A 22,667-nucleotide genomic window follows, 5' to 3' on the forward strand; every position below is an offset into this window, starting at 1 on the left:
CTTACTACAAGCCAGAAATCAGGACGACAGCCGGTGGCCAAAGAGGGGGTCTGCACATGCGTGTGCACGGGATGGGCTTCTTCGACCGAGTCGTGAAGTCACAAGGGTAAGAGCAGCCCGGGCGGGTGTCGACGAAGATGTACATAAATCGACACTTTCTTTGATTGATCGCAAACTTGCCGCCTCAGCGAGGGGTTTTGGCGGTTTCCGTCGACAAACCCCCACCTCCTCTGCCATCGCCGGAGCCGTTGTCCGGCGAGTTCAGTGGGGCTGCTTCAGCCAGTTGCGCAGCGCCTGGGAGGGGATGGAGCTCTCGGAAGCCACCGCGAAGGCGCCCCAGTCCACGGCGCACTGCAACGCATCGGCCATGGCCATACCCCGCGCAAGACCGTGGATGAGGCCGCCCGCGAAGGCATCCCCTGCCCCCGTGGTATCCACCACGGAGACCGGTCGCGCCGCCACCCTGACCTGCTCCTCCCCGTGAATGGCCACGGCGCCCGCCTTGCCCTCGGTCAGCACCAGCCATTCGAGCTGATCCCCCGCGAGCTGGCGGGCATGCTGCCAGGGGTCGCTCACCTCGCCGAGATCGGAGCGGGAGGCCACCAGCACGTGGCAGGGGCGGCGGGCCTGCCCCCCCTTGGGATATTGGGCCACCACGAAACTCTTGGCGAGCATCTGGCGCATGTAGCCCACGATGGCGGTGCCCGGATAGTTCACATAGAGGCAGTCCACCCCTTCGGTCGGCAGATCCCCCGGCAGATCCGGACGACGTGGGCGCCTGAGGATGGTGCGCTCACCGGTGACGTCCACCAGCACCAGCAGCTCGCCGGTCTCGCCGCCAAAGCGTTCCACATGGCTGCAATCCAGGCCGTATGAGGCCGCCTGCTCCAGCAGCCAGTCACCGGTGTCGTCCAGCCCGACCCGGGAGGCGATGATCACCTCGTGCCCCGCCCACACCAATCCGATGCCGGTATTGGCGGCGCCGCCGCCGAGCCTGCGCCCCTGATCCACGTATTGCAGCCGCGCCCCCGCCACCAGGGGTTCGGCCAGGGAGAGCACATGATCACAGTTGAGATTGGCGAGCAGCAGGATGCGGGACATGGAAACCTCGGCGGGAGGAGGCCGGCCCCCCGGGGTGCCGGCACAGAAACGGAAGCGGGATCAGTAGACGGGCAGCTCCACCCCTGACAACAGCTCGTCGATGCGCGCCTGGGTCGGCTGCTGCATCACGTTCTGGATCATCTCCTTGGTGAGATGGGGGGAGAAGGAGCTGATGAAGTCATACATGTAGTTCTGCAAGAGGATGCTCTTGCTGAAGCAGATCTGGGCCGGGCAGGGCTCGAACAGGTGCTCCAGATTGATGGCCACGAGGCCGGGGGCATCGCTATCGTTGGCCACCAGGGAGGAGATGATGCCGATGCCAAAGCCCAGCTCCACGTAGCGCTTGATGACGCCGGCATCCATCACCGTCATGTAGTAGTTGGGAGTGAGGCCAGCCGCCTGGAACACCTTGTCCTGCACCTGACGCCCGGTGGCGCCGCTCTCGTAGCTCAGGATGGGATACTGGCAGAGCTGCTCCAGGGTCGGCTTCTTCACCTTGGCCAGGGGGTGCTCCTGGGGCACCACCAGGGAGAGGGTCCAGAGGTAGGCGGGCAGCGCGATCAGCTCCTTGTCGAAGCCTATCTCGTGGGCCACGATGGAAAAATCCGAGTATCCCTTGCTGATCTGCTCCTTGGTGGCGGACATCACAGGATGCAGGTGGAATGAGATCTTGGGGTACTTTTTGGTGAAGTAGGTGACGCTTTTCGGCAGCAGGTAGCGGGCGATGGTGTGGGTGGTGTGGATGTTGAGGGTGCCCACGGTCGGATCCAGGTATTCCCGGGAGATGGCCTTGATCTTGCTCTCGATATTGAGCATGGCCTCGGCACACTTGATGATCTCCTCCCCCACCGGGGTGATCCGGTGCAGGTGCTTGCCGCGGCGCTCGAAGATGCGCACCCCCAGCTCGCTCTCCAGCAAGCCGATCTGCTTGCTCACCCCAGGCTGGCTGGTATAGAGCGCATCGGAGGCAACGGAGACGTTGAGATTGTGGTCCCGCACCGCGATCAGATACTTCAACTGCTGTAGTTTCAAGGTTGCCCCCTCACAGACTGACGCGGCGCTCGTCGATGGACTAGGCCGCCAAAAATGGCGGCCAGTGTATCATCCGGACTGGGCATATCGCCGCTTGATCCTTCATTTTGCTACAAAATCTAGCATCAGCGCGGTGGATATGACAAACGGGGTTCAGCGCACGTCGGCCCCGATCGGCAGGATGCCGAGGAACTGCAGCAGCCACTGCATCATGGTGGCGGAATCCACCTCCCCTTCCAGGGAAGAGAGACTGCTCTGGTAATGCGCATCGGGCAGCCTGTCCCGTCGCCGCTCGATCAGGGCCCGGTTGTACGCCACCGAGAATTCCGGGTGCCCCTGGATGGCGACGATGTGATCCCCCTGCAGGAACATGAAGTTGGGGCAGAAGTCGTTGCCCGCGAGCAGGGTCGCCCCCGGCGGAAGCTGCTCCACCTGATCCTGGTGGCTTGCCAGGATGCGGATGGTGTCCAGACCCGGCGCCATCCAGGGTTTTGTCGTCTGCATGGCATGGACCGACACCCCCAGCCCCCACCCCTTGGTGGACTTCATTACCTCCCCTCCCAGCGCCTGGGCGATCACCTGATGGCCGAAGCAGACCCCGGCCAGCTTGACGTTGGCATCGTGGGCCCGGCGGATCCAGTCGCGCAGCGCCAGGATCCAGGGGATGTCGCTGTAGGCATCGTGGCGCGAGCCGGTGATGAGCCAGGCATCGCATTCGGTCAGATCCGGGGGCAGATCGCCGTCGAGGGCGGACCAGACCCGAAATTCCAGCTCGGGGGCCAACGCCCGGAAACCCTTGATAAACATCTCGGAGTAAACGGGACCAAAATCCCCCACCAAATCGGGGTCCAGCCGGTCACAATCGAGAATACCCAGTCGCATCTGTTACTCCTTGACAGAAGCGCCCCCGCAGACCGGCGGCCTGCGGGGGCAAGAGATTAAAGCCATGGCAGCAAGCCGGTGGCTCACTTCATGGTCGGCATGGAGAACTCGGCGCCGGCGCGCAGGCTCTGGGGCCAGCGGGCGGTCACCGTCTTCATCCGGGTGTAGAAGCGCACCCCATCCGGCCCGTGCATGTTGAGCGGCCCGAAGATGGACCGTTTCCAGCCACCGAAGCTGTGAAACGCCATGGGCACCGGAATGGGAACGTTCACCCCTACCATACCGACCTGAACCCGCGTGGTGAAGTCCCTTGCGGTATCTCCGTCACCGGTGAAGATGGCGGTGCCGTTGCCGTACTCGTGTTCGTTGATGAGGCGCAGGGCCGTCTCGTAGTCCGGGGCCCGCACGATGGCGAGCACGGGGCCGAAGATCTCCTCCCGGTAGATGCGCATCTCGGGGCCGACCCGATCGAACAGGCTGCCCCCGATGAAGTAGCCCTCGCCATGGCTCAGGCCCCGGCCATCCACCACCAGCTCGGCCCCCTCGGCCACTCCCTGATCCACGTAGCCGCGCACCTTGGCCAGGTGTTCCCGGCTGATGAGGGGCCCCATCTCGTTCTCCGGACTCTGACCGAGGCCGGGGCCGACCCGCAGGGCCGCCACCAGGGGCGAGAGCTTCGCCACCAGGGCATCGGCGGTCTCGTCACCCACCACCACGGCCACCGAGATCGCCATGCAACGCTCGCCCGCCGCGCCATAGGCGGCCCCCATCAGGGCGGAAACTGCCTGATCCAGATTGGCATCCGGCATGACCACCATGTGGTTCTTGGCGCCGCCCAGGGCCTGCACCCGCTTGCCGTGGGCCGAAACGGTGGCATAGATGTACTGGGCGATGGGGGTGGAGCCGACAAACGACACGGCACCGACCCTCGGGTCGGTCAGCAGCACGTCCACCACCTCCTTGTCGCCGTTGACCACGTTGAGCACCCCGTCCGGCAGGCCCGCCTGCTTGAGCAGTTCGGCCATGCGCAGAGAGAGGGACGGATCCTTCTCCGAGGGCTTGAGGATAAAGGTGTTGCCGCAGGCCAGGGCCACCGGGAACATCCAGAGCGGCACCATGGCAGGGAAGTTGAACGGGGTGATGCCGGCGCAGACCCCCACCGGCTGCATCATGGAGTGACTGTCCACCCCGCGGCCCACGTTGAGGGAGTGCTCCCCCTTGAGCAGGTGGGGAATGCCGCAGGCAAACTCCACCACCTCCAGCCCCCGAGTCAGCTCGCCCTGGGCGTCGGAGAAGACCTTGCCGTGCTCGCGGCTGATGAGCTGGGCCAGCTCGTCCCTGTGCTGCTCCATCAGCTCCTTGAAGCGAAACAGCACCCGGGCCCGCACCAGCGGCGGGGTCTGGGACCACTCCCCAAAGGCGCGCTCGGCGCAGGCAATCGCCTCGGCACACTCGTCGGCCGTGCTGAGAACGACGGAGCCCTGCTGCTGGCCGGTGGCCGGATTGAAGATGGCACCGAAACGCTCGCTGCGACTCTCGGTCGTCTCGCCGTCGATGAAGTTGTCGATCCTGTAACTCATAAATCCTCCGTGATGGGTCATCCGTCCTCCCCTCGCCGCGCCGGGGCAGCACAGGGGGATGACGCCCGGGACGAGCGCCATCCTGTGTGATGTGGGGGTCAGTCCTAGGCCTGCAGGGCGTCCTGCAGCAGGGTGAAGAGATCGTCGATCTGGCTGCGCTCGATGATGAGGGGAGGCGACAGGGCGATGATGTCGCCGGTCACCCGGATAAGCGCCCCCTTCTCGAAACAGCGCACGAACACCTCGTAGGCCCGCTTGCCCGGTGCATCCGGCATGGATTCGAGTTCGATGCCCGCCACCAGGCCGTAGTTGCGCACGTCCTTCACGTGCTTGCAGCCCTTGAGGGAATGGGCCGCCTCCTCCCAGTAGCCCGCCAGCTCGGCAGCCCGGGTCAGCAGATTTTCGCTCCGGTAGATCTCGAGGGTCGCCAGACCCGCCGCCGCGGCCACCGGGTGGCCGGAGTAGGTGTAGCCGTGAAACAGCTCGATGGCCCCCTTGCCCGCCGCCATCATGTCGTCATAGATATGGTTTTGCACCAGCACGGCCCCCATGGGGATGGCGCCGTTGGTGAGCCCCTTGGCGCAGGTGATCATGTCGGGGATGACGTCGAACTCCTGGGCGGCGAAGGGGGAGCCGAGGCGGCCGAAACCGGTGATCACCTCGTCAAAAATCAGCAGGATGCCGTGTTTGGTACAGATCTCCCGCAGCCGCTTGAGATAGCCCTTGGGGGGCATGATGACCCCGGTGCTGCCGGCGATGGGCTCGACGATGACCGCCGCGATGTTGCTGGCGTCGTGCAGGAAGACAATCTTCTCCAGTTCATCGGCCAGGGTGAGGTCTTCTGCTGGCAATCCCTTGGTGAACGCATTTTTCCCTATGTTGAGGGTGTGAGGCAGATGATCCACCCCGGTCAGCAGGGAGCCGAACCACTTGCGGTTGCCGGGAATGCCCCCCACCGAGATGCCGCCAAAACCCACCCCGTGGTAGCCGCGCTCGCGGCCGATGAGCCGGGTACGAGTCCCCTGGCCGCGAGCCCGCTGCCAGGCCAGCGCAATCTTGAGCGCGGTGTCCACGGATTCCGATCCGGAGTTGGTATAGAAGACGTGACCGAATCCCTTGGGGGCGATCTCCACCAGCCGGTTGGCCAGCTCGAACGGCAGGGGGTGGCCCATCTGGAAGGTGGGGGCAAAATCGAGGTGGGAGATCTGCTGGGAGACCGCCTCGGCGATCTCGCGCCGACCATGGCCTGCGTTGCAACACCAGAGTCCGGCAGTGCCATCCAGTATCTTGCGGCCATCCTCTGAGTGATAATACATCCCCTCTGCCGACTTCAGGATGCGCGGCGCCGCCTTGAACTGCTGGTTGGCGGTGAACGGCATCCAGAATGCGGACATGTCGGGGGTATTGATGTCGCTGACAGGTTTCATGGTCACCTCATCCTTAAGGCGTTTAGTAACACCCGGCTCATGCCTATTAAATTAAACACCTGAATCCATAAAAAAGGGCTTTTATCGCCCGGCTTGGTGTCACCCCTCAGGGGTGGTATAAGATATTTAACACAATTTTAATAATAGTAAACAGTCAAGGAGTGTCTATCGATGGATATCGGTCACCGCCTCAAGGCGGTTCGCACCAAGGCGGCCCTCTCCCAGCGCGAGCTGGCAAAACGCTCCGGTGTGACCAACGGCTTTATCTCCCAGATCGAGAAAAATCAGGTGAGCCCCTCGGTGGCCTCCCTGCGCAAGGTGCTGGAAGGCATCCCCATGTCATTGGCCAGCTTCTTCACCGACGAGACGGAGATGGATTCCGAGGTGATCTTCCGTGCGGACGACATGCCGGATCTCGGCACCCACCCCATCAGCTACCGTCTGGTGGGTCACAGCCGCGCCAACCGCGCCATCGGCATGATGCAGGAGATACTGCCCCCGGGCGCCGACACCGGTGACGACATGCTGAGTCACGAAGGGGAAGAGTGCGGCATCGTCATCCGGGGTCAGGTGGAAGTCACGGTAGGCGAGCAGGTTCACCTGCTGGCACCGGGGGATGGCTACTACTTCGACAGCCGCACTCCCCACCGTTTTCGCAACGTGGGGGATCAGGAGTGCGTGCTGATCTCGGCCAACACGCCCGCCAGCTTCTGACGGGCCTTCTCCCGTAACAGCCCGCCGGGATCCCCCCTGCCCAGCCCAGGGGTCAGGCCAGCGACACGGGCTCCCGCCCCGCCGCGCGACCCCAGACACCACAGGCCAGGGCGCCCGGTTTGCCCCGCCGTTAGCCCGGGTTGTTCGGGGTCAGTGTTTAATGAATTGTTACAAGATGGATTTACAAGCGGCAGGATGTTTAGCATATTGATACGCGGAGACTGACTTTCTGCCGGTTCAAGGAGTGAACATGAGTGACCTGACCCTGGCCCAGTGGCAACACAAGGCCGCCCATCTGACCCTGCCCTCGCAAGCCTTTATCGACGGCACCTACCGGGATGCCGTCAACGGCGCCACCTTCGATTGCATCAATCCGGCCAACGGCCAACTGCTGACCAGGGTCGCCTCCTGCGACGCCGCCGATGCCGAGCTGGCGGTCAAGGCGGCCCGTGCCGCCTTCGACGACAAGCGCTGGTGCGGCCTCTCCCCCAAGCAGCGCAAGCTTATCATGCAGCGCTTCGCCGAGCTGATGCGCCTGAACCTGGTGGAGCTGGCACTGCTGGAGTCGCTGGATATGGGCAAGCCCATCGGCGACGCCATGGGGTATGACGCCCCCGCCGCCGCGAACTGCATCGCCTGGAACGCCGAGGCGATAGACAAGATCTACGATCAGGTCGCCCCGGTGGAAGAGTCCGCCCTGGCCCTGGTGACCCGGGAGCCCCTCGGTGTCGTGGCTGCCATCGTGCCCTGGAACTTCCCCCTGGTGATGGCCTGCTGGAAGCTGGGCCCGGCGCTCGCCACCGGCAACTCGGTGATCCTCAAACCCTCCGAGAAATCCCCCCTCACCGCCCTGCGCATCGCGGGTCTGGCGAAGGAGGCGGGCATCCCCGACAGCGTCTTCAACGTGCTGCCGGGCTTTGGTCACACCGTGGGCGAGGCGCTGGCCATGCACATGGACGTCGACTGCATCACCTTCACCGGCTCCACCAAGATCGGCAAGCATCTGGTGCAGTGCTCCGGCAAGTCCAACCTCAAGCGCGCCTTCATGGAGTGCGGCGGCAAGAGCCCCAACATCGTGCTGGCGGATGCACCGGATCTGGATGCCGCCGCCAGAAGCGCCGTCGGCGCCATCTTCTACAACCAGGGGGAAGTGTGCACCGCCGCCTCCCGCCTGCTGGTGCAAAACAGCATCAAGCCCCAGTTCATGGAGCGGCTGCTGGCCCACGCCCGCGAATGGAGCTCGGCCAACCCGCTCGACCCCACCACCCGCATCGGCGCCATGGTGGACCACATCCAGATGGAGCAGGTGCTCAACTACATCGCCATCGGCCAGCAGGAGGGCGCCAAGCTGCTGCTGGGGGGCAAGCGCACCCAGCCCGAGGAGGGCGGCTACTACATCGAACCCACCATCTTTGACGACGTGACCCCGACGATGCGCATCTTCCGCGAGGAGATCTTCGGCCCCGTGCTGGCGGTGACCGGCTTCGACACCCTGGAAGAGGCCATCGCCCTTGGCAACGACACCGACTACGGCCTGGCGGCCGCCATCTGGACGGCGGATCTCAACCAGGCGGTGAAAGGGTCGCGCGCCCTGCGCGCCGGCACCGTCTTCGTCAACAACTGGGATGGCGGCGACATGACCATGCCGTTTGGCGGCTTCAAGCAGTCCGGCAACGGGCGCGACAAGTCCCTGCACGCCCTGGAGAAGTACACCGAGCTGAAAAGCACCTGGATCCAGCTCGAATAACGTCATAAATGACGCTTATCAACAAAACAGGGGGAGAAATCCCCCTTTCTCATTTTTACTCTTTTATCCCCTCGCTCAATCGATATAATCGTCAAATAGCAAGCCATTAAATTTAAAGATAAAAATGCTGTTTTTTCTGGGAAGTGTACTGTTTCTGGTGGTGGGACTGCCGCTGCTGTTCTTCGTGCTGGGTCAGGGGGAAGCCTATGTCACCTGGGGCCCCTGGATCTCCGCCATCGCCCTCATGCTGTGGCTGCTGATGGACGTGGAGAAGATCCGCCGCGGGGGCGGTCGCTGAAGTCGCTCCTGCTGTTAAAATCCCGTCAGACCCATTTATTGTCTTCTTTCCCTGCAAAAGGATCGCTACACTGACTTTTTGCGATGTTTCCCGACATCCGCACTCCAGTGAAGGTTATCCGCATGCAACAACAGATCCAGCGCCAGGGCGTCCTCTATGCCCTCGGCGCCTACACCCTTTGGGGCCTGGCACCCATCTACTTCAAGTCCCTCTCCGCCGTGCCGGCCGCCGAGATCCTGACCCACCGCATGATCTGGTCCTGCGCCCTGCTGATGGTGCTGGTGCTGCTCGGACGCCAGTGGCACAAGGTGCAGGCGGTGCTGCGCCAGCCCAAGGTGCTGCTCACCCTGGCCTTCACCTCCGTCACCGTCGGCGGCAACTGGCTGCTGTTCATCTGGGCCATCAACAACGGCCACATGCTGGATGCGAGCCTGGGCTACTACATCAACCCCCTGTTCAACGTGCTGCTCGGCATGGTGTTTCTGAGCGAGAAGCTGCGCCGCCTGCAGTGGTGGGCGGTGGGGCTCGCCTTTGTCGGTGTCGCCGTCCAGCTCATCGCCTTCGGCTCCCTGCCCTGGATAGCCCTGGTGCTGGCCTCGAGCTTCGCCATCTACGGCCTCATTCGCAAGAAGCTGGCCCTGGACGCCCTCACCGGCCTGCTCATCGAGACCCTGATCATGCTGCCGCCGGCCGCCTTCTATCTGTGGGGCATCGCCGACAGCCCCACCAGCCACCTCACCCAGAATGACTGGCACCTGAACCTGCTGCTCATCGCCGCGGGCGCCGTCACCACGGCCCCCCTGCTCTGCTTCACCGCAGCGGCCACCCGACTCAAGCTCTCCACCCTGGGCTTCTTCCAGTACATAGGCCCCAGCCTGATGTTCATCCTGGCGGTGACCCTGTATGGCGAGGCGCTGGCGCTGGACAAGATGATCACCTTTGGCTGCATCTGGAGCGCCCTGGTGCTGTTCAGCCTGGATGGCCTGCGCAGCGGCAAGCGGCGCCAGGAGGCCGGCTGAGGCGCCAGCGCAATAATCTACAAGCCACGGGGCCGCTTTCGGGGTATCAATAGGGGATGAACGCACCCCAATCCCGCATCCACTACTGGCAATCCCGGCTGCTGCCGGGGGTTGAACTCTCCCACTCCCACCACAGGGAGTTCAGCTATGGCCGCCACGTGCATCTGGACTACCACATCGGTCTGGTGCAGCGGGGCGGCCAGAAGTTCATCCACAAGGGGAACAGCCACAACCTGGTGCGCGGCGAACTCTCCACCGTCAACCCGGACGAGATGCACGACGGCCTCAGCCTGCTGCCGGAAGGGTACGAGGTGCGGGTCTTCTCCATCGCCCCCGAGCAGCTGGCCCGCTGGCTGCCGGAGCACCCCGAGCCCTTTTTCCACCAGGGATTGCAGAGCCGCCCCGACCTCTATCAGGGCTTTGCCCGCCTGCACATGCACCTGGACGGCCCCGCCCCCGACGGCCTGCTGGCGGAGAGCCAGTTGCTGGCTCTGCTGGGCGAACTGTTCCGGCTCGCCCCCGAGCGCCACGCCCTGGCGGATCCCCAGCTCAGGTTCCTGCGCGACCATCTGCTGGCCCGGCTGGACGAGCGACACACCCTGGAGGATCTGGCCGCCCTGTTCGGGCTGGATCGCTTCGCCTTCCTCCGTCAGTTCAAGAAGAAGACCGGCATGACCCCCTATGCCTGGCTCAAGCGGCTGCGCCTCGAACAGGGCAAGCGCCTGCTCGGCAGCGGTCTGCCGGTGAGCGAGGTGGCACTGGCGGTGGGCTTCTTCGATCAGAGCCACTTCCACCACGGTTTTCGTCAGGCCTTCGGGCTCACCCCGGCGGAGTATCGCCAGCAGATGCTGCCCGCCTGAATCACCGCTGCTGCAATCTTTTACAATCTCCCGTCCCCCGTCCTGCCCCATGCTGTCACCTCCATACCGCTGTCGGAGGTCTTTTATGTTCACCAGCCTGTTTCTGACCCTGGGTCTCGTCCACCTCGTCGCCCTGGCGAGCCCGGGCCCGGATTTCGCACTCATCCTGCGCACCAGCCTGCACAGGCCCACCGCCCTCGGAGCGGCCCTTGGCATCGCCCTCGCCATCCTGCTCCACGCCACCCTGAGCCTGACCGGCATCAGCCTGCTGATCGCAAGCCAGCCCTGGCTCTTTCTCGCCGTGAAACTGGTGGGTGCCCTCTATCTGGGCTGGCTGGGCTGGGGGGCGCTGAAAGCGGCCTGGCAGGGAAGCGGGGATCTGGCGCTGCGCGCCGGAGGCGAGCGGCCGGGCTGGCGCAAGGGGGTGAAGAGCGGGCTGGCCACCAATCTGCTCAACCCCAAGGCGATGCTGTTCTTCATGGGACTGCTGGCCGCCATGGTGACGCCCCAGGTGGATGGCCTGACCCGGGGCTTGCTGATCCTGGAGCTGTTCCTGCTCTCCCTCGTCTGGTTCAGCGCCCTGGCCTGGAGCCTCTCCACCCCCCGCGCCCAGCACCTGCTCGGCCGCATCCAGCGCCCGCTCAACCTGATGACGGGCCTGCTGTTTGGCGCGGTCAGCCTCTCCATCCTGGTGGATCTGCAAGGGCACTGGCCAGCGGCCTGACCAGCACGTCCTTGTTGGCGGCAAGCAGGGAGGGGCCTTGACGGACGGCGCGACTACTCCCCGCGCCGCATCCCCTTGCGCAGGTAGACGTAACCCTCCCCCGGGCTGCCCCAGCGCTGATGGGCACCATTGTCATAGGCCCTGTCCAGCAGCCGGACACTGTCCGGGCCGATCCAGAGGTACTGCACCAGGGTGGTGGCACCGCCAAAATCGGTGGCGCAATGCCCGACCCGGGTCTGTCCCTTGTACTCCCCGCCCGGCTGGCGGGTCAGCCAGATCTCGCACCCTTCGCGCAGGGAGAGTTGCTGCGGGGTGAGGGAGTCAAGCAGCTCGGGCCGACGCCAGGCGCCGGCAAAATCCGTGGCCCTCGGCATGGTCAGTTCGGCCATCAGGATGCGGCCATCGGGCAGGGAGGAGAAGCGGTAGATGCGCTGGCGAAACGGTCGCTGCGCCCGCTCGGTCAGAAACTGCTCCGCATAGACCCAGCGAAAGGGGCCCTCCCCGGGCCAGATCTCCACCAGCCGCAGCTCGGCGCTGGTGAAGCGGGCATCGAAGGTGGCCTGCTCCTGGCTGGAAAACTCCCCCGAGAACCAGGAGAGCAGGGGCTCCAGCCTCCCCTGCGTGGCATGGGGGCCGGGGGCCGTCACGAAGGGGACGGGCGCCGCCCAGATCAGGCTGGCGTAAAACAGCCCCAGCAGGGCCGCCATCAGCTGTGTCATCGAATCCTTCCGAGTCGCTTGCATGGCGGCGATTATATGAGCGAACGGTGACAATAACCTCTATCTTGATCAACTCCTTGAAGAGAAAACGAAAAATCCTCTCTGCAGGCGAAAGGAGGCGACGCCCCCGGCCTGCGTTCCGTCAGATCAGCATCCGAAGCGCACAGTAAACCAACAAGCCCGCCAGCGTCAGGTTCAGAATGCGGCCGTGGCGCTGGAACAGGGGCTGCAGCAGATGACCCGCCAGGGCCCAGCAGAGGTTCCCCAGCGTGCCGATCAGCGCCAGCAGCAGGCTGACGCCCAGCACCCAGACGAATTCTGTGGTGTGGGGCAACACGAAGGTGGAGAGCGCCGTGATGCCGTATAGGATGATCTTCACGTTCACGAACTGCAGCCAGAAGCTGGTCCAGAAGCCGGGCAAGGCTCCATCTGTGCTCGACAGGTTGGAGCCGCTGGCCGCAATGCGCCAGGCCAGCCAGAGCACATAAGCCGCCCCGGCCCAGCTGAGCCAGCCAACCAGCGCGGGGGAGAGGCTGATGAGGGTGAAGGTGAACAGGGCACACAGCAGCATGATCAGCAGGAAGCCCGCACTCATGCCCGCCAGCACCCGGCTACTGCGGCGCAGACCATGCTGATTGGCGGCGCTCAGAGCCAGTATGTTGTTCGGTCCCGGCGTCATGGCCGTGATCAGGGTGTAAGTCAAAAATGCGCTGACAAGGGTCGTGGTCATGGTGTTTCTCCAAATGGGAGTGATACCTTAACGCGGCCACTGGCATCAAAAAATCGAATGTTTTAGCATTCTAAATTCAACCATTTCGATGAATTGGAGTCCCCATGGATTTGCGACGTCTCATTACCCTCAAGACGGTGATCGAGGAGGGCTCCTTCGTGAAGGCATCCCGCAAGCTCTGCTGCACCCAGTCGACGGTAACCTTCAATATCCAGCAGTTGGAGCAGGAACTTTCGCTACAACTGTTCGAAAAAATAGGGCGTCGCATGTGCCTAACCAAGGCCGGACAGAACATCATGCCGCATGTGCACGAGATGATCCGGGTGATGTCGGGTCTGCGCCAGGCGGCGCAGCAGGACGCCGAGCCGAGCGGCGAGCTCAGGGTCGCCATCGGCGAAACTCTGCTGGCCTACAAGATGCCGGCGGTGCTCGAGCGCTTCAAGCGGCTAGCTCCCGGGGTCCGACTGTCGCTCCGGTCCCTGAACTGCTACGTCATTCGCGATGCGCTGCTGGCGGACGAGGCCGATCTCGGTATCTTCTATCGGGTCGGCAACGATGCCGCCCTGCTGATGGAGAGCTTTGGCGAGCAACCCCTGGTGCTGGTAGCTTCCCCCACCCTCAGCGGTGGTATCGACTTCACCCGCCCGGATCAGCACCTGCCGGTCAGCTTCATCATCAACGAACCCCAGTGCATCTTCCGTCAGATTTTCGAGAGCACATTACGCCAGCGAGCCATCACTCTGGACGGCACCATAGAGCTGTGGAGCATAGAGAGCATCAAGCGCTGCGTGGCCAGCAACCTCGGCGTCTCCTTCCTGCCCCGCTTCGCCGTCGAGCGGGAGCTGAGTTCGGGGGAGCTGCAGGAGCTGCCCTTCTCCCCCACGCCCCTCGTCATCACGGCCCTGTGCGCCCACCACGCCAGCAAGTTTGTCAGCCCCGCCATGCGGGTGTTTATGGAGTGCGTGCAGACGTGCCTGACAGAGGAGGCGTCGCCAGCGGCAAATGCGGCCGCTCATGGCGACCAGGACGCGCGCCGCCTGATGACTACCTAGCCCTTCAATGGGAGCGCCACGACTCCTGACCCTCGGTTGTCCTTCCCCCGAGCGACTATCCTTGCTCGGATACAACCGAGAAGGAACCCAAGATGAGCACAGGAACAGTCACCCTGCATCGCGTACTCAAGGCCCCGCCACAGCGGGTATACCAGGCCTTTATCGAGCCGGACGCCCTGGCCAAATGGCTGCCCCCCCATGGCTTCACCTGCAAGGTGGCGGCGCTAGATGCCAGGGTCGGCGGCCAGTTCAGGATGTCGTTCACCCACTTCGCCAGCGGCCACACCCACGCCTTCGGCGGCGAGTATCTCGTGCTGGAGCCGGGCAAGCGCATCCGCTACACCGACCGTTTCGACGACCCCAACCTGCCGGGGGAGATGCAGGTCACCATCACCCTCACCCAGGTGCTGTGCGGCACCGATCTCGCCATCGAACAGGCGGGTATTCCGGCGGTCATCCCGGTGGAGATGTGCTACCTCGGCTGGCAGGAGTCCCTGATGCAGCTCGCCACCCTGGTGGAGCCCGAGATCCCCGCCGAGTGACCCGACACGGGGGCTCCCCCGGTGGCCCCCGCACAGATACCCCTTGTGAGAGAGGGGCCTGATCAGGTATCTCTGTGGGCAGGGCGGGCTGCGTCCTTGCAGCGACCATCCACCGCCAGGAGCCCCCATGAAACGAGTCTTGATGATGACCATGGCCGCCGCCCTGCTGGGCGGGTGCGCCGTGAAGAACCAGGTCACCCACAGCCTGCAGGCGATCCCGCTCACCGCCTTCCAGCAGAGCGAGAGCAACCCCAACCAGCGCATCTACAAGGAGCCCGGCGTGGATCTGCGCCAATACCACGCGGTACTGCTCGACCCCTTGCAATTCATCCGCCAGGAGAACGGCCAGTGGTATCTGCTGACCGCCAACGAGCAGAACGAGATCGGCCGCTACTACCACGCCACCTTCCAGCGGGAGCTGATGAGCCACGGCGTCAAGATGGCTACCGAACCCGGTCCCGGCGTGATGCGGGTGCAGGCGGCCATCACCAACTTCGACCTGACCCGGCCCGACCCCAAGCTGCGGGATCTGCTGCCCGCAAAGATCGCCATCAACGTCACCCGCGAGGTAATAGGCAAGGAGCCCTATCTGCTCAAGGTGGGCAGCATGGCCCAGTTGCTCGACGCCCAGAGCGGCAAGCTGCTGGTGCGGGTGATGGACGCTCGCGAGAGCCCGGACACCACCCACAAGGATTCCCCCATCACCGCCCAGGAGATGGAGAAGATGATCGATCAGTGGGCCGCAAGTCGCGCCAAGCAACTGGCCGACAACCTGGGGCGCTGAGCCGGGCCGAAAACGACAAAGCCTGCCAGGGGGCAGGCTTTGTCGTCGCTGAAGCACGGCTTATTGCAGGTTCAGACCGCCCAGGTAATCCCGCTTGCCCAGATCCACCCCGGCCTGGCGCAGCAGGGCATAGGTCATGGTGAGGTGGAAGTAGAAGTTCGGGATGCCGTACTCATGCACGCAGCTGTGGCCGTCCATCCCCTTGCCGCCCGCCCAGTAGGGGTAGTAGTGGCCGCTCGCATACTGGCTGAAATCGGCGTCCAGCTTGCCTTGCAGGTAGGTGAGGGTCTTGGCCACGTGGGCGCGCAGATCCGCCATGGTCTTGGGATCATCCCCCAGCACCGGCGGCTCGCTCAGGCTGGCGGTGGCCACCACGGCGCGGGCGCTGTCACAGCAGATCAGCACCTGCTTGCTCAGCGGCAGCATGTCGACGATGAGGCGCTCATTGAAGAAGTTCTCCACATTGAACTTCTTCGCCGCGGCGTGGGCCTCGGCCTTGGCCAGGCACTGGTCCAGGTTGGTCAGCATCTTGATGAACTGGGCGGCAATTTCACGATTCATAATGCACTCTCGGTTGGTTGAAGGCAGTAAAACGAGCGGCTCCACTATAGCGCATCCCCCTTGCAGTTCGAGCCCGAGGGGATGAAAAGCGAGGGCGTCCTCCTTGCCCTGCGACAGGCAGTGGCGATCACCGGCGGGCAGCGAGGCCAGCGCGCCATACCCCGTCGCCGCACCGAGTCCCTCTTTCCCCTTTTTTTGATCTGTGACAGGCATCTCGTTTTTCGAGGGGCGTAGTCTGGAGCCCGTTGCCCCGGCACGGGCCGGGGCCCCCATCCCACAAGGAGAATGCCATGAAGATCTACGATCGAAACCGCAATGTGCTGACCCTGGGCCAACGAGTGATGATTGCCGCCACCGGCGCGGTCGACACCCTCAAGGAGGCGCACACCGACAACCTGACCCCCTATCAGGCCGAGCATGAGAAGTGCGTGCTGCTGACGAACAGCCAGGAGCGCTACGCCCCCATCGAGTTGATTAGACTAGGCTGATCCCGTTTTCCGTCACCCTACTCTTTACAATTCACCCGGCCGCACGTCCGTCGCTGGCCGGGTTTCTCTCTCCGCTATCGACTCCTTCTCCGAGCCGCTGCCACCTTATGAGGGCGAGGCGATGCAGCTTGCCGGTATCCAGCCTGATTGCCCCGCTTCGTTGTGAACCCAGAGCCAGCCTGCCAGCTCCCGATCCACCCGTACCCGCTCCCCCACCGCCACATCCAGCTCCCGGGCGGTATAGTCCTGGCGCGCCTGCGCCTCCTCGGCGCTGATCGGGGTCAGCATGGACAGGGGCGCCCACCCCTCGTTGCCGTCTGCGGTAAAGGTGCGCACCCAGCCCGGGAACTCGTCGTCCTCGTGGCCGATGCGCACCCGCTCTCCGGCCCGAAAGGCGATGGGATTGGGGTAGCAGGTGTGGTGCGCCGTGGTGATCAACGCCAGCATTGTCTCGTCCTCCGACAGGTTATGTTTGGTGACGCCCCGAGTCATACCACAAGCCGGGCCTGACGGCTCTATGCCGGGCCGACTCTTTCTGGTCATCCCCGGACTGCCAGGATCTCCACCTAGCCAGCGGCAGGCCATAAAAACACCCGGACTGACAGTTCAGTCCGGGTCCAGTCACCCCTGCTCTTGATGAGAGAGGGGGTTATTGACTGCTGCTGATGTCTTCCAGGATCAGCAACTCGGGATCGACGCCCCCGACGCTGTCAGACAAGGCTGCCGCAGTTAATACCTGGCTGGTCGACAAGGTGACCGGCAGGGGGCCAATGACCGGGCTCTTGTCACCCGAGGCGGTGACGGTGACAAAGTAGTCTCCGGCGGCAACCGCAAGATACCCGCTGTCCCCCTTGAAGGGCACAGCCTTGAGCACGGGGGTGCTGGCGCTGATGTCTGACCCCGTCGTCAGATAAACGTCCACTGCCGGAGCCGTGGGTGCCGCATGAAGCACGCGAAGCTGCGCCTCTGTCGCCACCGCGCGGCCCGTGTCCGTCAGCAGCAAGGGCTCAATGGTTTCGCCAGCGGGATCCAGCAACTGGCCGACGGCAAACAGGGAGTAGCGGGTGCCCGCCTTGAGCGGCACGTCGCTGGCATTGATCACTTCAGGGGTCGTGGCGCCCGTCGGCGTGACCACAAAATCGTAATCCGCCGCCGCCAGATCCAGATATCCGGTATTTCCCTTGAACGCCAGCCCCTGCAACGGGGCGGCGGTCGGTGCGGCACCATTGACCCGGATATCCACGGCCGGGGCGTCAGCAACCCCATGGACCACCCTCAGCTGGGCCTGCTCATCCACAGACAGGAGAGGGGTTGCACCAGTGCTGTCGATGGCAAGCAGCTTGACCGGGCTTGGCCCCGCCCCCAGGTTGTCGATCGCCGCAATCAGCAGATCCGCACCGCCGGTGAGAGGCAATGGACCCGAGTCATACACCACATCGCTGCTGCCCGGCAGTGTCAGCCTGACCTGATACTCCCCGGCCGGCAGAGTCAGGGGATCGCTATAGGTCTTGAAGGGAATGCCGGACAGCGTCGGACTGCCCAATGCGGCACCGGGAGCGGTGACATAAACATCCACCGCAGGTGCGCTCGGGGCGGCATGCACGACCTGCACCCGGATCTCGCCGCCTGCGGGCATCTGGTCCGGCCGTTCAATCACCAGCGGGCCAAACGCGGTATCGCCGCTGCCCGTCAGTTTACCCACTGCCAGCACGTCGTACTGGGTGTCGGGTTTGAGATCGAGGGAGACCGGCCCGATGACCGTCGCGGTACCGCTCGGCAAAATCCCGTCCACTGCCACCTCGTGACTGCCAGCCGCCACCGGCTTGAGCCCGCTGCTCGAGCCAAAATCAACGGCCGTCAGGAAGGCAGCCCCATCGACATTGACATTCACCCTGGGGGCATCGGGGGCGAGGTGGCTGATCCTGATGGCCGCATTGGGCGGACTGCTGTCATTGTCACTGCCTCCGCACGCAGTCAGACCCAATATCATTGCAAGTGCGGCACAACGTTGAATCCATTTCATCTGGTCATTCTCCATTGGTTGGTCCCCACGGGCATATGCATCTCGCTAATGACTGGATCATCACTTTTTGTGCTTTTTTCACCCTGTTTGTGACGCAGCATGGTGCACCTGGCAGGCGTGCTCCTCCCTTTGCTCTGCCATTCATTACTGTCAGTGAATTTTCATATCATCCGAGTGCCATTTCAGTGAACACATCGCCGCCCTAGACTGCTTCTCGAACCTTAACGAGGAGTCTTGTATGAAACTCACCCCTATCCCGTTGCTGGCCGGCACCCTCGCCTCGGCCTTCTCTTTCAACACCTTCGCCGGTGACATCGTCTCGGTGCAGTTCAGCGATGGCCGCCCCGCCGTGACCGGCGTCGAAGCGGTCAACAACGCGCTCAACCCCATCGGCGTCAACGTGGTCACCGTCGACATTCCCGAGGCCGCCAGGCCCCTGCTTGAAGCCTCCCACCGCCGCGCCCTGACCAAAGCGGAGCACGGCGCCCTGATTGCGGCCTTCAACCTGAGTCAGGGGGAGCTGCTGGAGCAGGCCAGGCTCGCAGGGCGCGAGCCCGCAGTGCAAGGGGGCGGCGTCGCCACCGAAGAGACCGGCGTCGGCCCCTACCCCAAGGTCTATGACCTGATGGCGCTGGACGAGCGCACCCGCAGCGCCGTGCTCGGCAAATATGGCCGCATGCACGTCAACTCCGCCGAGGACGGCACCGACATCGACGAGGTGATGACGGTGGTCAGCGGCGGCCCGTTCCGCTGGGGCTTTACCCTCAAAGACGGCAGTATCGCCCGCTTCCAGATAGACAAGGTGGGCCTGGAGGACAAGGCGGTGCGAGTCAGCTATCACGGGCTCGGCATGCACGCCGGGTTGATGGACGCAAAACAGGGGCTGCTGGTGGCCTTCGCCCACGGTCCAAAGGCATTCACCATGCGCTACCAGGCCGACGTGCCCCACGCCCAGTTGCTCGGCACCAACCCCTGGGCCGATGTCGGCATCACCCTGCCCCCCGCCCCCGGCAAGGTACAGTAAGCCGGTGCGTGCCATCTGGCGGCGGGGCCCGGACCCTGCCGCCTGCTTTTATGCCTGCTATGCCTGCCGCCTCGGGGCCGGGGAGCCCTGGGCCCATCGCCTCTCTTTCGTCTGCGTCTCTGCCGGGCCCGCCACGCCCGGAGGGCCATGATCAGGGCCGGTCTGCCACCGGCAGCGCTCTGTCTGGGGGGGATGGGGGGTGGACACCCCGGGGAACCGCACTATTGTGATGAAAGTGCGCAATGATGGCGCCATCATTTACCAGTAGTGAATTAACGGGGGCAGGATGAACAAGATCACGGCGCTGAACGTCTTTCGCCGGGTGGTGGAAATGGGCACCTTCAGGGCGGCGGCGGACGACCTGCGCCTCTCCCAGGCGGCGGTCAGCAAGAACATCAACGAGCTGGAAGTCTTTCTCGGCATTGCGCTGATCAACCGCACCACAAGGCGGCTGAGCGTCACCGAATCGGGCATGGCCTATTACGGCCAGATATGCGCCGTGCTGGACAGCCTGGAGGCCGCCGACCAGTCCATCATGGCCGCCTCCTTCACCCCCAGGGGCAGGCTGAGGATCGGCATGCCCATGTCCTACGGGCTGATCCGGCTCAACCCCCTTGTCTGCGAATTCCAGCGCCGCTATCCGGAAATCGGCATCGAGGTGATCCTGAGCGACGCCTACATGGATCTGGTGGATCAGGGGCTGGACGTGGTGATCCGGGGGGCTGGCACCCTGGAGGACTCCACCCTGCGCGCCAAACCCCTGTGCGAGGTGCAGCGAGTGCTCTGCGCCGCCCCCGACTACCTGAAGGAGGCGGGCCAACCCGCCCACCCGGCGGATCTCAAGGGCCACAACTGCCTGCGCTACAGCCTCTCCTCCTCCCCCAACAAGTGGTTCTTCACCCGGGACGCGGAGAGCGTGGCGGTGGAGCTGCCCCCCGCCCGCTTCTGCGCCAACAACGGCATCGCCCTGAAACAGGCTGCGGTGCAGGGGCTCGGGGTGATCCTGGTACCGGATGAATTCGTGTCGAACGACCTGTCGGACGGCACCCTGGTCAGACTGCTCCCCGACTGGCAACCCGACCCCCACGCCCTGTTCGCCGTCTACCCCTTCCACAAGGAGCAGTCCCGCAACGTGCGGCTCTTTATCGAATTTCTCGTCAAGGCGTTTCAGTTGCGGTGAGCCTGACGGGCGAGCCTGGAGTTTGTACCTGCTGGAACCCGCCTGCATGTAGGTTCGATTAGCGAAGCGTCATCGGACTTTCGCGGAATCAATCGCTCCCTCTGGCTACAGTCCGTCGTCCAGGATGACGCCCCCTGCCTGTGTTGCCGATGTATCAGCAAATAGCCGCCTGCCAAGCTGGCGGATCAGCAGCAGCGGCGCCAGCAGGGTGAGCAGCAGCCAGTGGGAGTGAGGCAGAACAAAGGTTCGGATTATCTCGTGAGGCAGCCAGGTCGATGCGGTTGCCGTCATAAAGGCGAGGTCATAGGTCTGCCACAACCAGAGCCCGGCAAAGAGCGGCAGCAACAGCGGGCGGGGCGTCAGCAAAAACAGGGGCCAGAAGGCGCAGGTGAGTACGGCGCTGAATTCCAGCATGGTCGGGATCAGCTCAGCCAAGGTATGCCTTGGGGAGAAGCCGCCCCATTGAAGGAAAGTATCCTCGGCCAGTGCAGGCCACCAGGATGCGTATTGGAACAGGGTAAACGAGATCATAAACAGCAAGCTGGTCAGCAGTGCCAGCGCCGCTTTTCGCAACAACCACAACCCCAGCCGTCGCAGTGTCGGCATCCACTTAGACATCAATGACTCCCATCTGGTGACGGGGCAGTATGCCTTGGCTGGTTTCAGCGTCAAAGCGGTACGCCATGCCCGTTAATTGTTGAAATATTGAATCCCGTCACATCACCATCAACCTGAGCGGTTGCGTACCCGCAAGGCCCCATGCGAACCTTTATTTTCCTTTCTTCCAACCAAAACAGAGGGCGCCGGGCAGCCGCATCTCTTACATGTTGGAGAACGATACCACCCTGACCCTCAGCGCCGAGGCGGGTAAAAACTACTACGTCTGGCAGGAGGTCAAGATGGGCCTGCTGATGGCCCGCTCCAAGCTGAGTCAGGTCAGTGAAGAGGAAGGCAAGCAAGGGGTGATGGAGAGCAAGTTGGTTAAGTGATCGACAGAAAAGCAAGACGCAGTTTGTATGGAGATGGTATTCACCTGACAGTTGCCCACAAAAGGGAGTGGTCATACGGCTTCAAACCGGATAACAAAACGGTACCCCTACCGTGTTATCCGGAGTCACCGTATGACCACCAACGAGAAAGTAGCACGTCGTAAACTCAGCCTGCTAGAGCTCGCCAAAGAGCTCAATAACGTCAGCAAAGCCTGTAAGCTCATCGGCTACAGCCGCCAGCAGTTCTACGAGATCCGCCGTAACTACCAGACCTATGGGGCTGAGGGCTTGCTCGACAAACTCCCCGGCTGTAAAGGGGCGCATCCCAACCGGGTCGCTCCCGAGATTGAACAGGCCATCCTCGCTTACTCTCTCACCAGACCAACCCATAGCCCGCTGCGGGTCGCGCAAGAACTCGCTCTGCAAGGCATCAACGTCAGTGCGGGCGGTGTGCGTGGCGTGTGGCAACGTCACGATTTGCTCTCCAAACATGACCGCTTGTTGCGCCTCGAGAAAACCCATAGGGAGCAGACGATTGAGCTCAATGACGAGCAAATTCGCCTGCTCGAGCGCTTCAGCCCCGAGTTCCGCGAACGCCAGATAGAGGTCCACTACACCGGGGAACTGGTGGCGGTCGACACCTTCTTCGTCGGTGCACTCAAGGGGGTAGGCAAGGTGTATCTGCAAACCGTGCTCGATTGCTACAGCCGCCACGCCTGGGGACGGCTCTACACCAGTAAGCTGCCGGTGACGTCGGTCCATGTACTCAACGAAACGGTGCTGCCGTTCTTCGAAGCCCATGAGGCACGGGTCTATACCATCTTGTCGGACAACGGGCGCGAGTTCTGTGGGCGCCCTGACCATCATCCCTACGAGCTGTTCCTGCAACTGGAGGGGATTGAACACCGGACCACCAAGGTACGCAGGCCGCAGAGCAACGGCTTTATCGAGCGGCTGCATCGTACCCTGCTGGATGAACACTTCCGTATCAAGGGGAGGACAACCTGGTATGAGTCGGTAGAGCAGATGCAGACAGACCTGGATAGCTACCTGGAGCACTACAACCGACATTCCGCACCTGATTTAGGAATAAATTTGCCGATAGCGCTCACCCAATACCTCCAAAATGATCTGCTGGTCTCCTGTTAGCTCCGTTACTTGTGGCGGAGCTTCTCCCAGTCGATATTCATG

Annotated in this window: 23 protein-coding genes and 2 pseudogenes; 14 read left to right on the forward strand and 11 right to left on the reverse strand. The window is 63.3% G+C overall.

Annotated features, from left to right (window positions below):
- Window positions 1-261: 261 nt before the first annotated feature.
- The 5 genes from C3418_RS12445 to C3418_RS12465 all read right to left on the reverse strand — a co-directional run bounded on the left by C3418_RS12445 (window position 262) and on the right by C3418_RS12465 (window position 6,022).
- The gene (locus C3418_RS12445; protein WP_103858646.1) at window positions 262-1,101 is read right to left on the reverse strand and encodes a PfkB family carbohydrate kinase; all 840 of its coding nucleotides are present in this window, start codon (window positions 1,099-1,101) and stop codon (window positions 262-264) included.
- Window positions 1,102-1,161: 60 nt separating this feature from the next.
- Window positions 1,162-2,133 (reverse strand): LysR substrate-binding domain-containing protein, encoded by a 972-nt coding sequence (locus tag C3418_RS12450; RefSeq protein WP_029313477.1) that lies wholly within the window; start codon window positions 2,131-2,133, stop codon window positions 1,162-1,164.
- Window positions 2,134-2,286: 153 nt separating this feature from the next.
- Entirely contained in the window at window positions 2,287-3,015 is a 729-nt protein-coding gene (locus C3418_RS12455) for a glutamine amidotransferase (RefSeq protein ID WP_042882239.1), read from the reverse strand.
- A gap of 83 nt (window positions 3,016-3,098) precedes the next feature.
- Entirely contained in the window at window positions 3,099-4,595 is a 1,497-nt protein-coding gene (locus C3418_RS12460) for a CoA-acylating methylmalonate-semialdehyde dehydrogenase (RefSeq protein ID WP_103858647.1), read from the reverse strand.
- Window positions 4,596-4,699: 104 nt separating this feature from the next.
- Window positions 4,700-6,022 carry an aspartate aminotransferase family protein gene (locus C3418_RS12465; protein ID WP_103858648.1) on the reverse strand — a complete coding sequence of 441 codons (1,323 nt, stop codon included), beginning with the start codon at window positions 6,020-6,022 and terminating at the stop codon, window positions 4,700-4,702.
- Between the two features lie 171 nt (window positions 6,023-6,193).
- Between C3418_RS12465 and C3418_RS12470 the strand changes: the two genes are divergently transcribed.
- From C3418_RS12470 to C3418_RS12490, 6 genes are all read left to right on the forward strand, one after another.
- Window positions 6,194-6,736: a cupin domain-containing protein gene (locus C3418_RS12470; RefSeq protein ID WP_010672493.1), complete on the forward strand. Its 543-nt coding sequence runs from the start codon at window positions 6,194-6,196 to the stop codon at window positions 6,734-6,736.
- A 250-nt stretch (window positions 6,737-6,986) separates the two neighbouring features.
- Window positions 6,987-8,483, forward strand: a complete 1,497-nt coding sequence (locus C3418_RS12475) for an aldehyde dehydrogenase (RefSeq protein WP_103858649.1) — start codon at window positions 6,987-6,989, stop codon at window positions 8,481-8,483.
- 124 nt (window positions 8,484-8,607) lie between these two features.
- Window positions 8,608-8,781 carry a hypothetical protein gene (locus tag C3418_RS24395; protein WP_010672491.1) on the forward strand — a complete coding sequence of 58 codons (174 nt, stop codon included), beginning with the start codon at window positions 8,608-8,610 and terminating at the stop codon, window positions 8,779-8,781.
- A 122-nt stretch (window positions 8,782-8,903) separates the two neighbouring features.
- Window positions 8,904-9,800: an EamA family transporter RarD gene (gene rarD, locus C3418_RS12480; protein ID WP_010672490.1), complete on the forward strand. Its 897-nt coding sequence runs from the start codon at window positions 8,904-8,906 to the stop codon at window positions 9,798-9,800.
- A gap of 56 nt (window positions 9,801-9,856) precedes the next feature.
- Window positions 9,857-10,660: an AraC family transcriptional regulator gene (locus C3418_RS12485; RefSeq protein ID WP_010672489.1), complete on the forward strand. Its 804-nt coding sequence runs from the start codon at window positions 9,857-9,859 to the stop codon at window positions 10,658-10,660.
- A gap of 85 nt (window positions 10,661-10,745) precedes the next feature.
- Complete coding sequence (locus C3418_RS12490; protein WP_010672488.1) at window positions 10,746-11,384, forward strand: LysE family translocator; 639 nt, start codon at window positions 10,746-10,748, stop codon at window positions 11,382-11,384.
- 53 nt (window positions 11,385-11,437) lie between these two features.
- On the opposite strand, the gene C3418_RS12495 is transcribed toward C3418_RS12490, so the two are convergent.
- Both C3418_RS12495 and eamB read right to left on the reverse strand, forming a co-directional pair.
- Window positions 11,438-12,103: a chromophore lyase CpcT/CpeT gene (locus C3418_RS12495; RefSeq protein WP_041212148.1), complete on the reverse strand. Its 666-nt coding sequence runs from the start codon at window positions 12,101-12,103 to the stop codon at window positions 11,438-11,440.
- A 142-nt stretch (window positions 12,104-12,245) separates the two neighbouring features.
- Window positions 12,246-12,833 (reverse strand): cysteine/O-acetylserine transporter, encoded by a 588-nt coding sequence (gene eamB, locus C3418_RS12500; protein ID WP_039039530.1) that lies wholly within the window; start codon window positions 12,831-12,833, stop codon window positions 12,246-12,248.
- 104 nt (window positions 12,834-12,937) lie between these two features.
- On the opposite strand from eamB, the gene C3418_RS12505 reads away from it, so the two are divergent.
- The 3 genes from C3418_RS12505 to C3418_RS12515 all read left to right on the forward strand — a co-directional run bounded on the left by C3418_RS12505 (window position 12,938) and on the right by C3418_RS12515 (window position 15,211).
- A complete protein-coding gene (locus C3418_RS12505) occupies window positions 12,938-13,885 on the forward strand; it encodes a LysR family transcriptional regulator (RefSeq protein WP_103858650.1) in 948 nt (315 codons plus the stop codon).
- A gap of 92 nt (window positions 13,886-13,977) precedes the next feature.
- Window positions 13,978-14,427, forward strand: coding sequence for an SRPBCC family protein (locus C3418_RS12510; protein ID WP_039039531.1), 450 nt, complete (start codon window positions 13,978-13,980; stop codon window positions 14,425-14,427).
- 127 nt (window positions 14,428-14,554) lie between these two features.
- Window positions 14,555-15,211, forward strand: coding sequence for a DUF3313 domain-containing protein (locus C3418_RS12515; RefSeq protein ID WP_103858651.1), 657 nt, complete (start codon window positions 14,555-14,557; stop codon window positions 15,209-15,211).
- Window positions 15,212-15,271: 60 nt separating this feature from the next.
- Here C3418_RS12515 and C3418_RS12520 read toward each other — a convergent pair whose 3' ends face one another.
- Window positions 15,272-15,772: a DUF1993 domain-containing protein gene (locus C3418_RS12520; RefSeq protein ID WP_103858652.1), complete on the reverse strand. Its 501-nt coding sequence runs from the start codon at window positions 15,770-15,772 to the stop codon at window positions 15,272-15,274.
- 290 nt (window positions 15,773-16,062) lie between these two features.
- Here C3418_RS12520 and ydfZ point away from each other — a divergent pair, with 290 nt between their 5' ends.
- Window positions 16,063-16,260: a putative selenium delivery protein YdfZ gene (ydfZ, locus tag C3418_RS12525; protein ID WP_039039534.1), complete on the forward strand. Its 198-nt coding sequence runs from the start codon at window positions 16,063-16,065 to the stop codon at window positions 16,258-16,260.
- 105 nt (window positions 16,261-16,365) lie between these two features.
- Here ydfZ and C3418_RS12530 read toward each other — a convergent pair whose 3' ends face one another.
- Window positions 16,366-16,707 (reverse strand): SH3 domain-containing protein, encoded by a 342-nt coding sequence (locus C3418_RS12530; RefSeq protein ID WP_042015222.1) that lies wholly within the window; start codon window positions 16,705-16,707, stop codon window positions 16,366-16,368.
- A gap of 202 nt (window positions 16,708-16,909) precedes the next feature.
- A complete protein-coding gene (locus C3418_RS12535) occupies window positions 16,910-18,283 on the reverse strand; it encodes a DUF4397 domain-containing protein (RefSeq protein WP_164884683.1) in 1,374 nt (457 codons plus the stop codon).
- A gap of 238 nt (window positions 18,284-18,521) precedes the next feature.
- Here C3418_RS12535 and C3418_RS12540 point away from each other — a divergent pair, with 238 nt between their 5' ends.
- The gene (locus C3418_RS12540; protein WP_103858654.1) at window positions 18,522-19,307 is read left to right on the forward strand and encodes a hypothetical protein; all 786 of its coding nucleotides are present in this window, start codon (window positions 18,522-18,524) and stop codon (window positions 19,305-19,307) included.
- Between the two features lie 286 nt (window positions 19,308-19,593).
- Window positions 19,594-20,487, forward strand: coding sequence for a LysR family transcriptional regulator (locus C3418_RS12545; RefSeq protein WP_103858655.1), 894 nt, complete (start codon window positions 19,594-19,596; stop codon window positions 20,485-20,487).
- Between the two features lie 105 nt (window positions 20,488-20,592).
- On the opposite strand, the gene C3418_RS12550 is transcribed toward C3418_RS12545, so the two are convergent.
- Window positions 20,593-21,105: a hypothetical protein gene (locus C3418_RS12550; RefSeq protein ID WP_103858656.1), complete on the reverse strand. Its 513-nt coding sequence runs from the start codon at window positions 21,103-21,105 to the stop codon at window positions 20,593-20,595.
- A gap of 173 nt (window positions 21,106-21,278) precedes the next feature.
- On the opposite strand from C3418_RS12550, the pseudogene C3418_RS24400 reads away from it, so the two are divergent.
- A pseudogene (locus tag C3418_RS24400) lies at window positions 21,279-21,476 on the forward strand (hypothetical protein); the annotation flags it as partial.
- Window positions 21,477-21,608: 132 nt separating this feature from the next.
- A pseudogene (locus C3418_RS12555) lies at window positions 21,609-22,541 on the forward strand (IS481-like element ISAs19 family transposase); the annotation flags it as partial.
- Window positions 22,542-22,667 lie beyond the last annotated feature (126 nt).

Source organism: Aeromonas sp. ASNIH8 (assembly GCF_002919855.1).
Classification (GTDB): Bacteria; Pseudomonadota; Gammaproteobacteria; order Enterobacterales; family Aeromonadaceae; genus Aeromonas; species Aeromonas caviae.

Bases quoted from the DNA above. Each gene is read 5' to 3' on its own strand.
- C3418_RS12445 (WP_103858646.1), bottom strand. From the start codon at position 1,101: ATGTCCCGCATCCTGCTGCTCGCCAATCTCAACTGTGATCATGTGCTC.
- rarD (WP_010672490.1), top strand. From the start codon at position 8,904: ATGCAACAACAGATCCAGCGCCAGGGCGTCCTCTATGCCCTCGGCGCC.
- C3418_RS12505 (WP_103858650.1), top strand. From the start codon at position 12,938: ATGGATTTGCGACGTCTCATTACCCTCAAGACGGTGATCGAGGAGGGC.
- C3418_RS12475 (WP_103858649.1), top strand. From the start codon at position 6,987: ATGAGTGACCTGACCCTGGCCCAGTGGCAACACAAGGCCGCCCATCTG.
- C3418_RS12495 (WP_041212148.1), bottom strand. From the start codon at position 12,103: ATGACACAGCTGATGGCGGCCCTGCTGGGGCTGTTTTACGCCAGCCTG.
- ydfZ (WP_039039534.1), top strand. From the start codon at position 16,063: ATGAAGATCTACGATCGAAACCGCAATGTGCTGACCCTGGGCCAACGA.
- C3418_RS12535 (WP_164884683.1), bottom strand. From the start codon at position 18,283: ATGAAATGGATTCAACGTTGTGCCGCACTTGCAATGATATTGGGTCTG.
- C3418_RS24395 (WP_010672491.1), top strand. From the start codon at position 8,608: ATGCTGTTTTTTCTGGGAAGTGTACTGTTTCTGGTGGTGGGACTGCCG.
- C3418_RS12465 (WP_103858648.1), bottom strand. From the start codon at position 6,022: ATGAAACCTGTCAGCGACATCAATACCCCCGACATGTCCGCATTCTGG.
- C3418_RS12455 (WP_042882239.1), bottom strand. From the start codon at position 3,015: ATGCGACTGGGTATTCTCGATTGTGACCGGCTGGACCCCGATTTGGTG.
- C3418_RS12545 (WP_103858655.1), top strand. From the start codon at position 19,594: ATGAACAAGATCACGGCGCTGAACGTCTTTCGCCGGGTGGTGGAAATG.
- C3418_RS12515 (WP_103858651.1), top strand. From the start codon at position 14,555: ATGAAACGAGTCTTGATGATGACCATGGCCGCCGCCCTGCTGGGCGGG.
- C3418_RS12550 (WP_103858656.1), bottom strand. From the start codon at position 21,105: ATGTCTAAGTGGATGCCGACACTGCGACGGCTGGGGTTGTGGTTGTTG.
- C3418_RS12530 (WP_042015222.1), bottom strand. From the start codon at position 16,707: ATGCTGGCGTTGATCACCACGGCGCACCACACCTGCTACCCCAATCCC.
- C3418_RS12470 (WP_010672493.1), top strand. From the start codon at position 6,194: ATGGATATCGGTCACCGCCTCAAGGCGGTTCGCACCAAGGCGGCCCTC.
- eamB (WP_039039530.1), bottom strand. From the start codon at position 12,833: ATGACCACGACCCTTGTCAGCGCATTTTTGACTTACACCCTGATCACG.
- C3418_RS12520 (WP_103858652.1), bottom strand. From the start codon at position 15,772: ATGAATCGTGAAATTGCCGCCCAGTTCATCAAGATGCTGACCAACCTG.
- C3418_RS12490 (WP_010672488.1), top strand. From the start codon at position 10,746: ATGTTCACCAGCCTGTTTCTGACCCTGGGTCTCGTCCACCTCGTCGCC.
- C3418_RS12485 (WP_010672489.1), top strand. From the start codon at position 9,857: ATGAACGCACCCCAATCCCGCATCCACTACTGGCAATCCCGGCTGCTG.
- C3418_RS12540 (WP_103858654.1), top strand. From the start codon at position 18,522: ATGAAACTCACCCCTATCCCGTTGCTGGCCGGCACCCTCGCCTCGGCC.
- C3418_RS12510 (WP_039039531.1), top strand. From the start codon at position 13,978: ATGAGCACAGGAACAGTCACCCTGCATCGCGTACTCAAGGCCCCGCCA.
- C3418_RS12460 (WP_103858647.1), bottom strand. From the start codon at position 4,595: ATGAGTTACAGGATCGACAACTTCATCGACGGCGAGACGACCGAGAGT.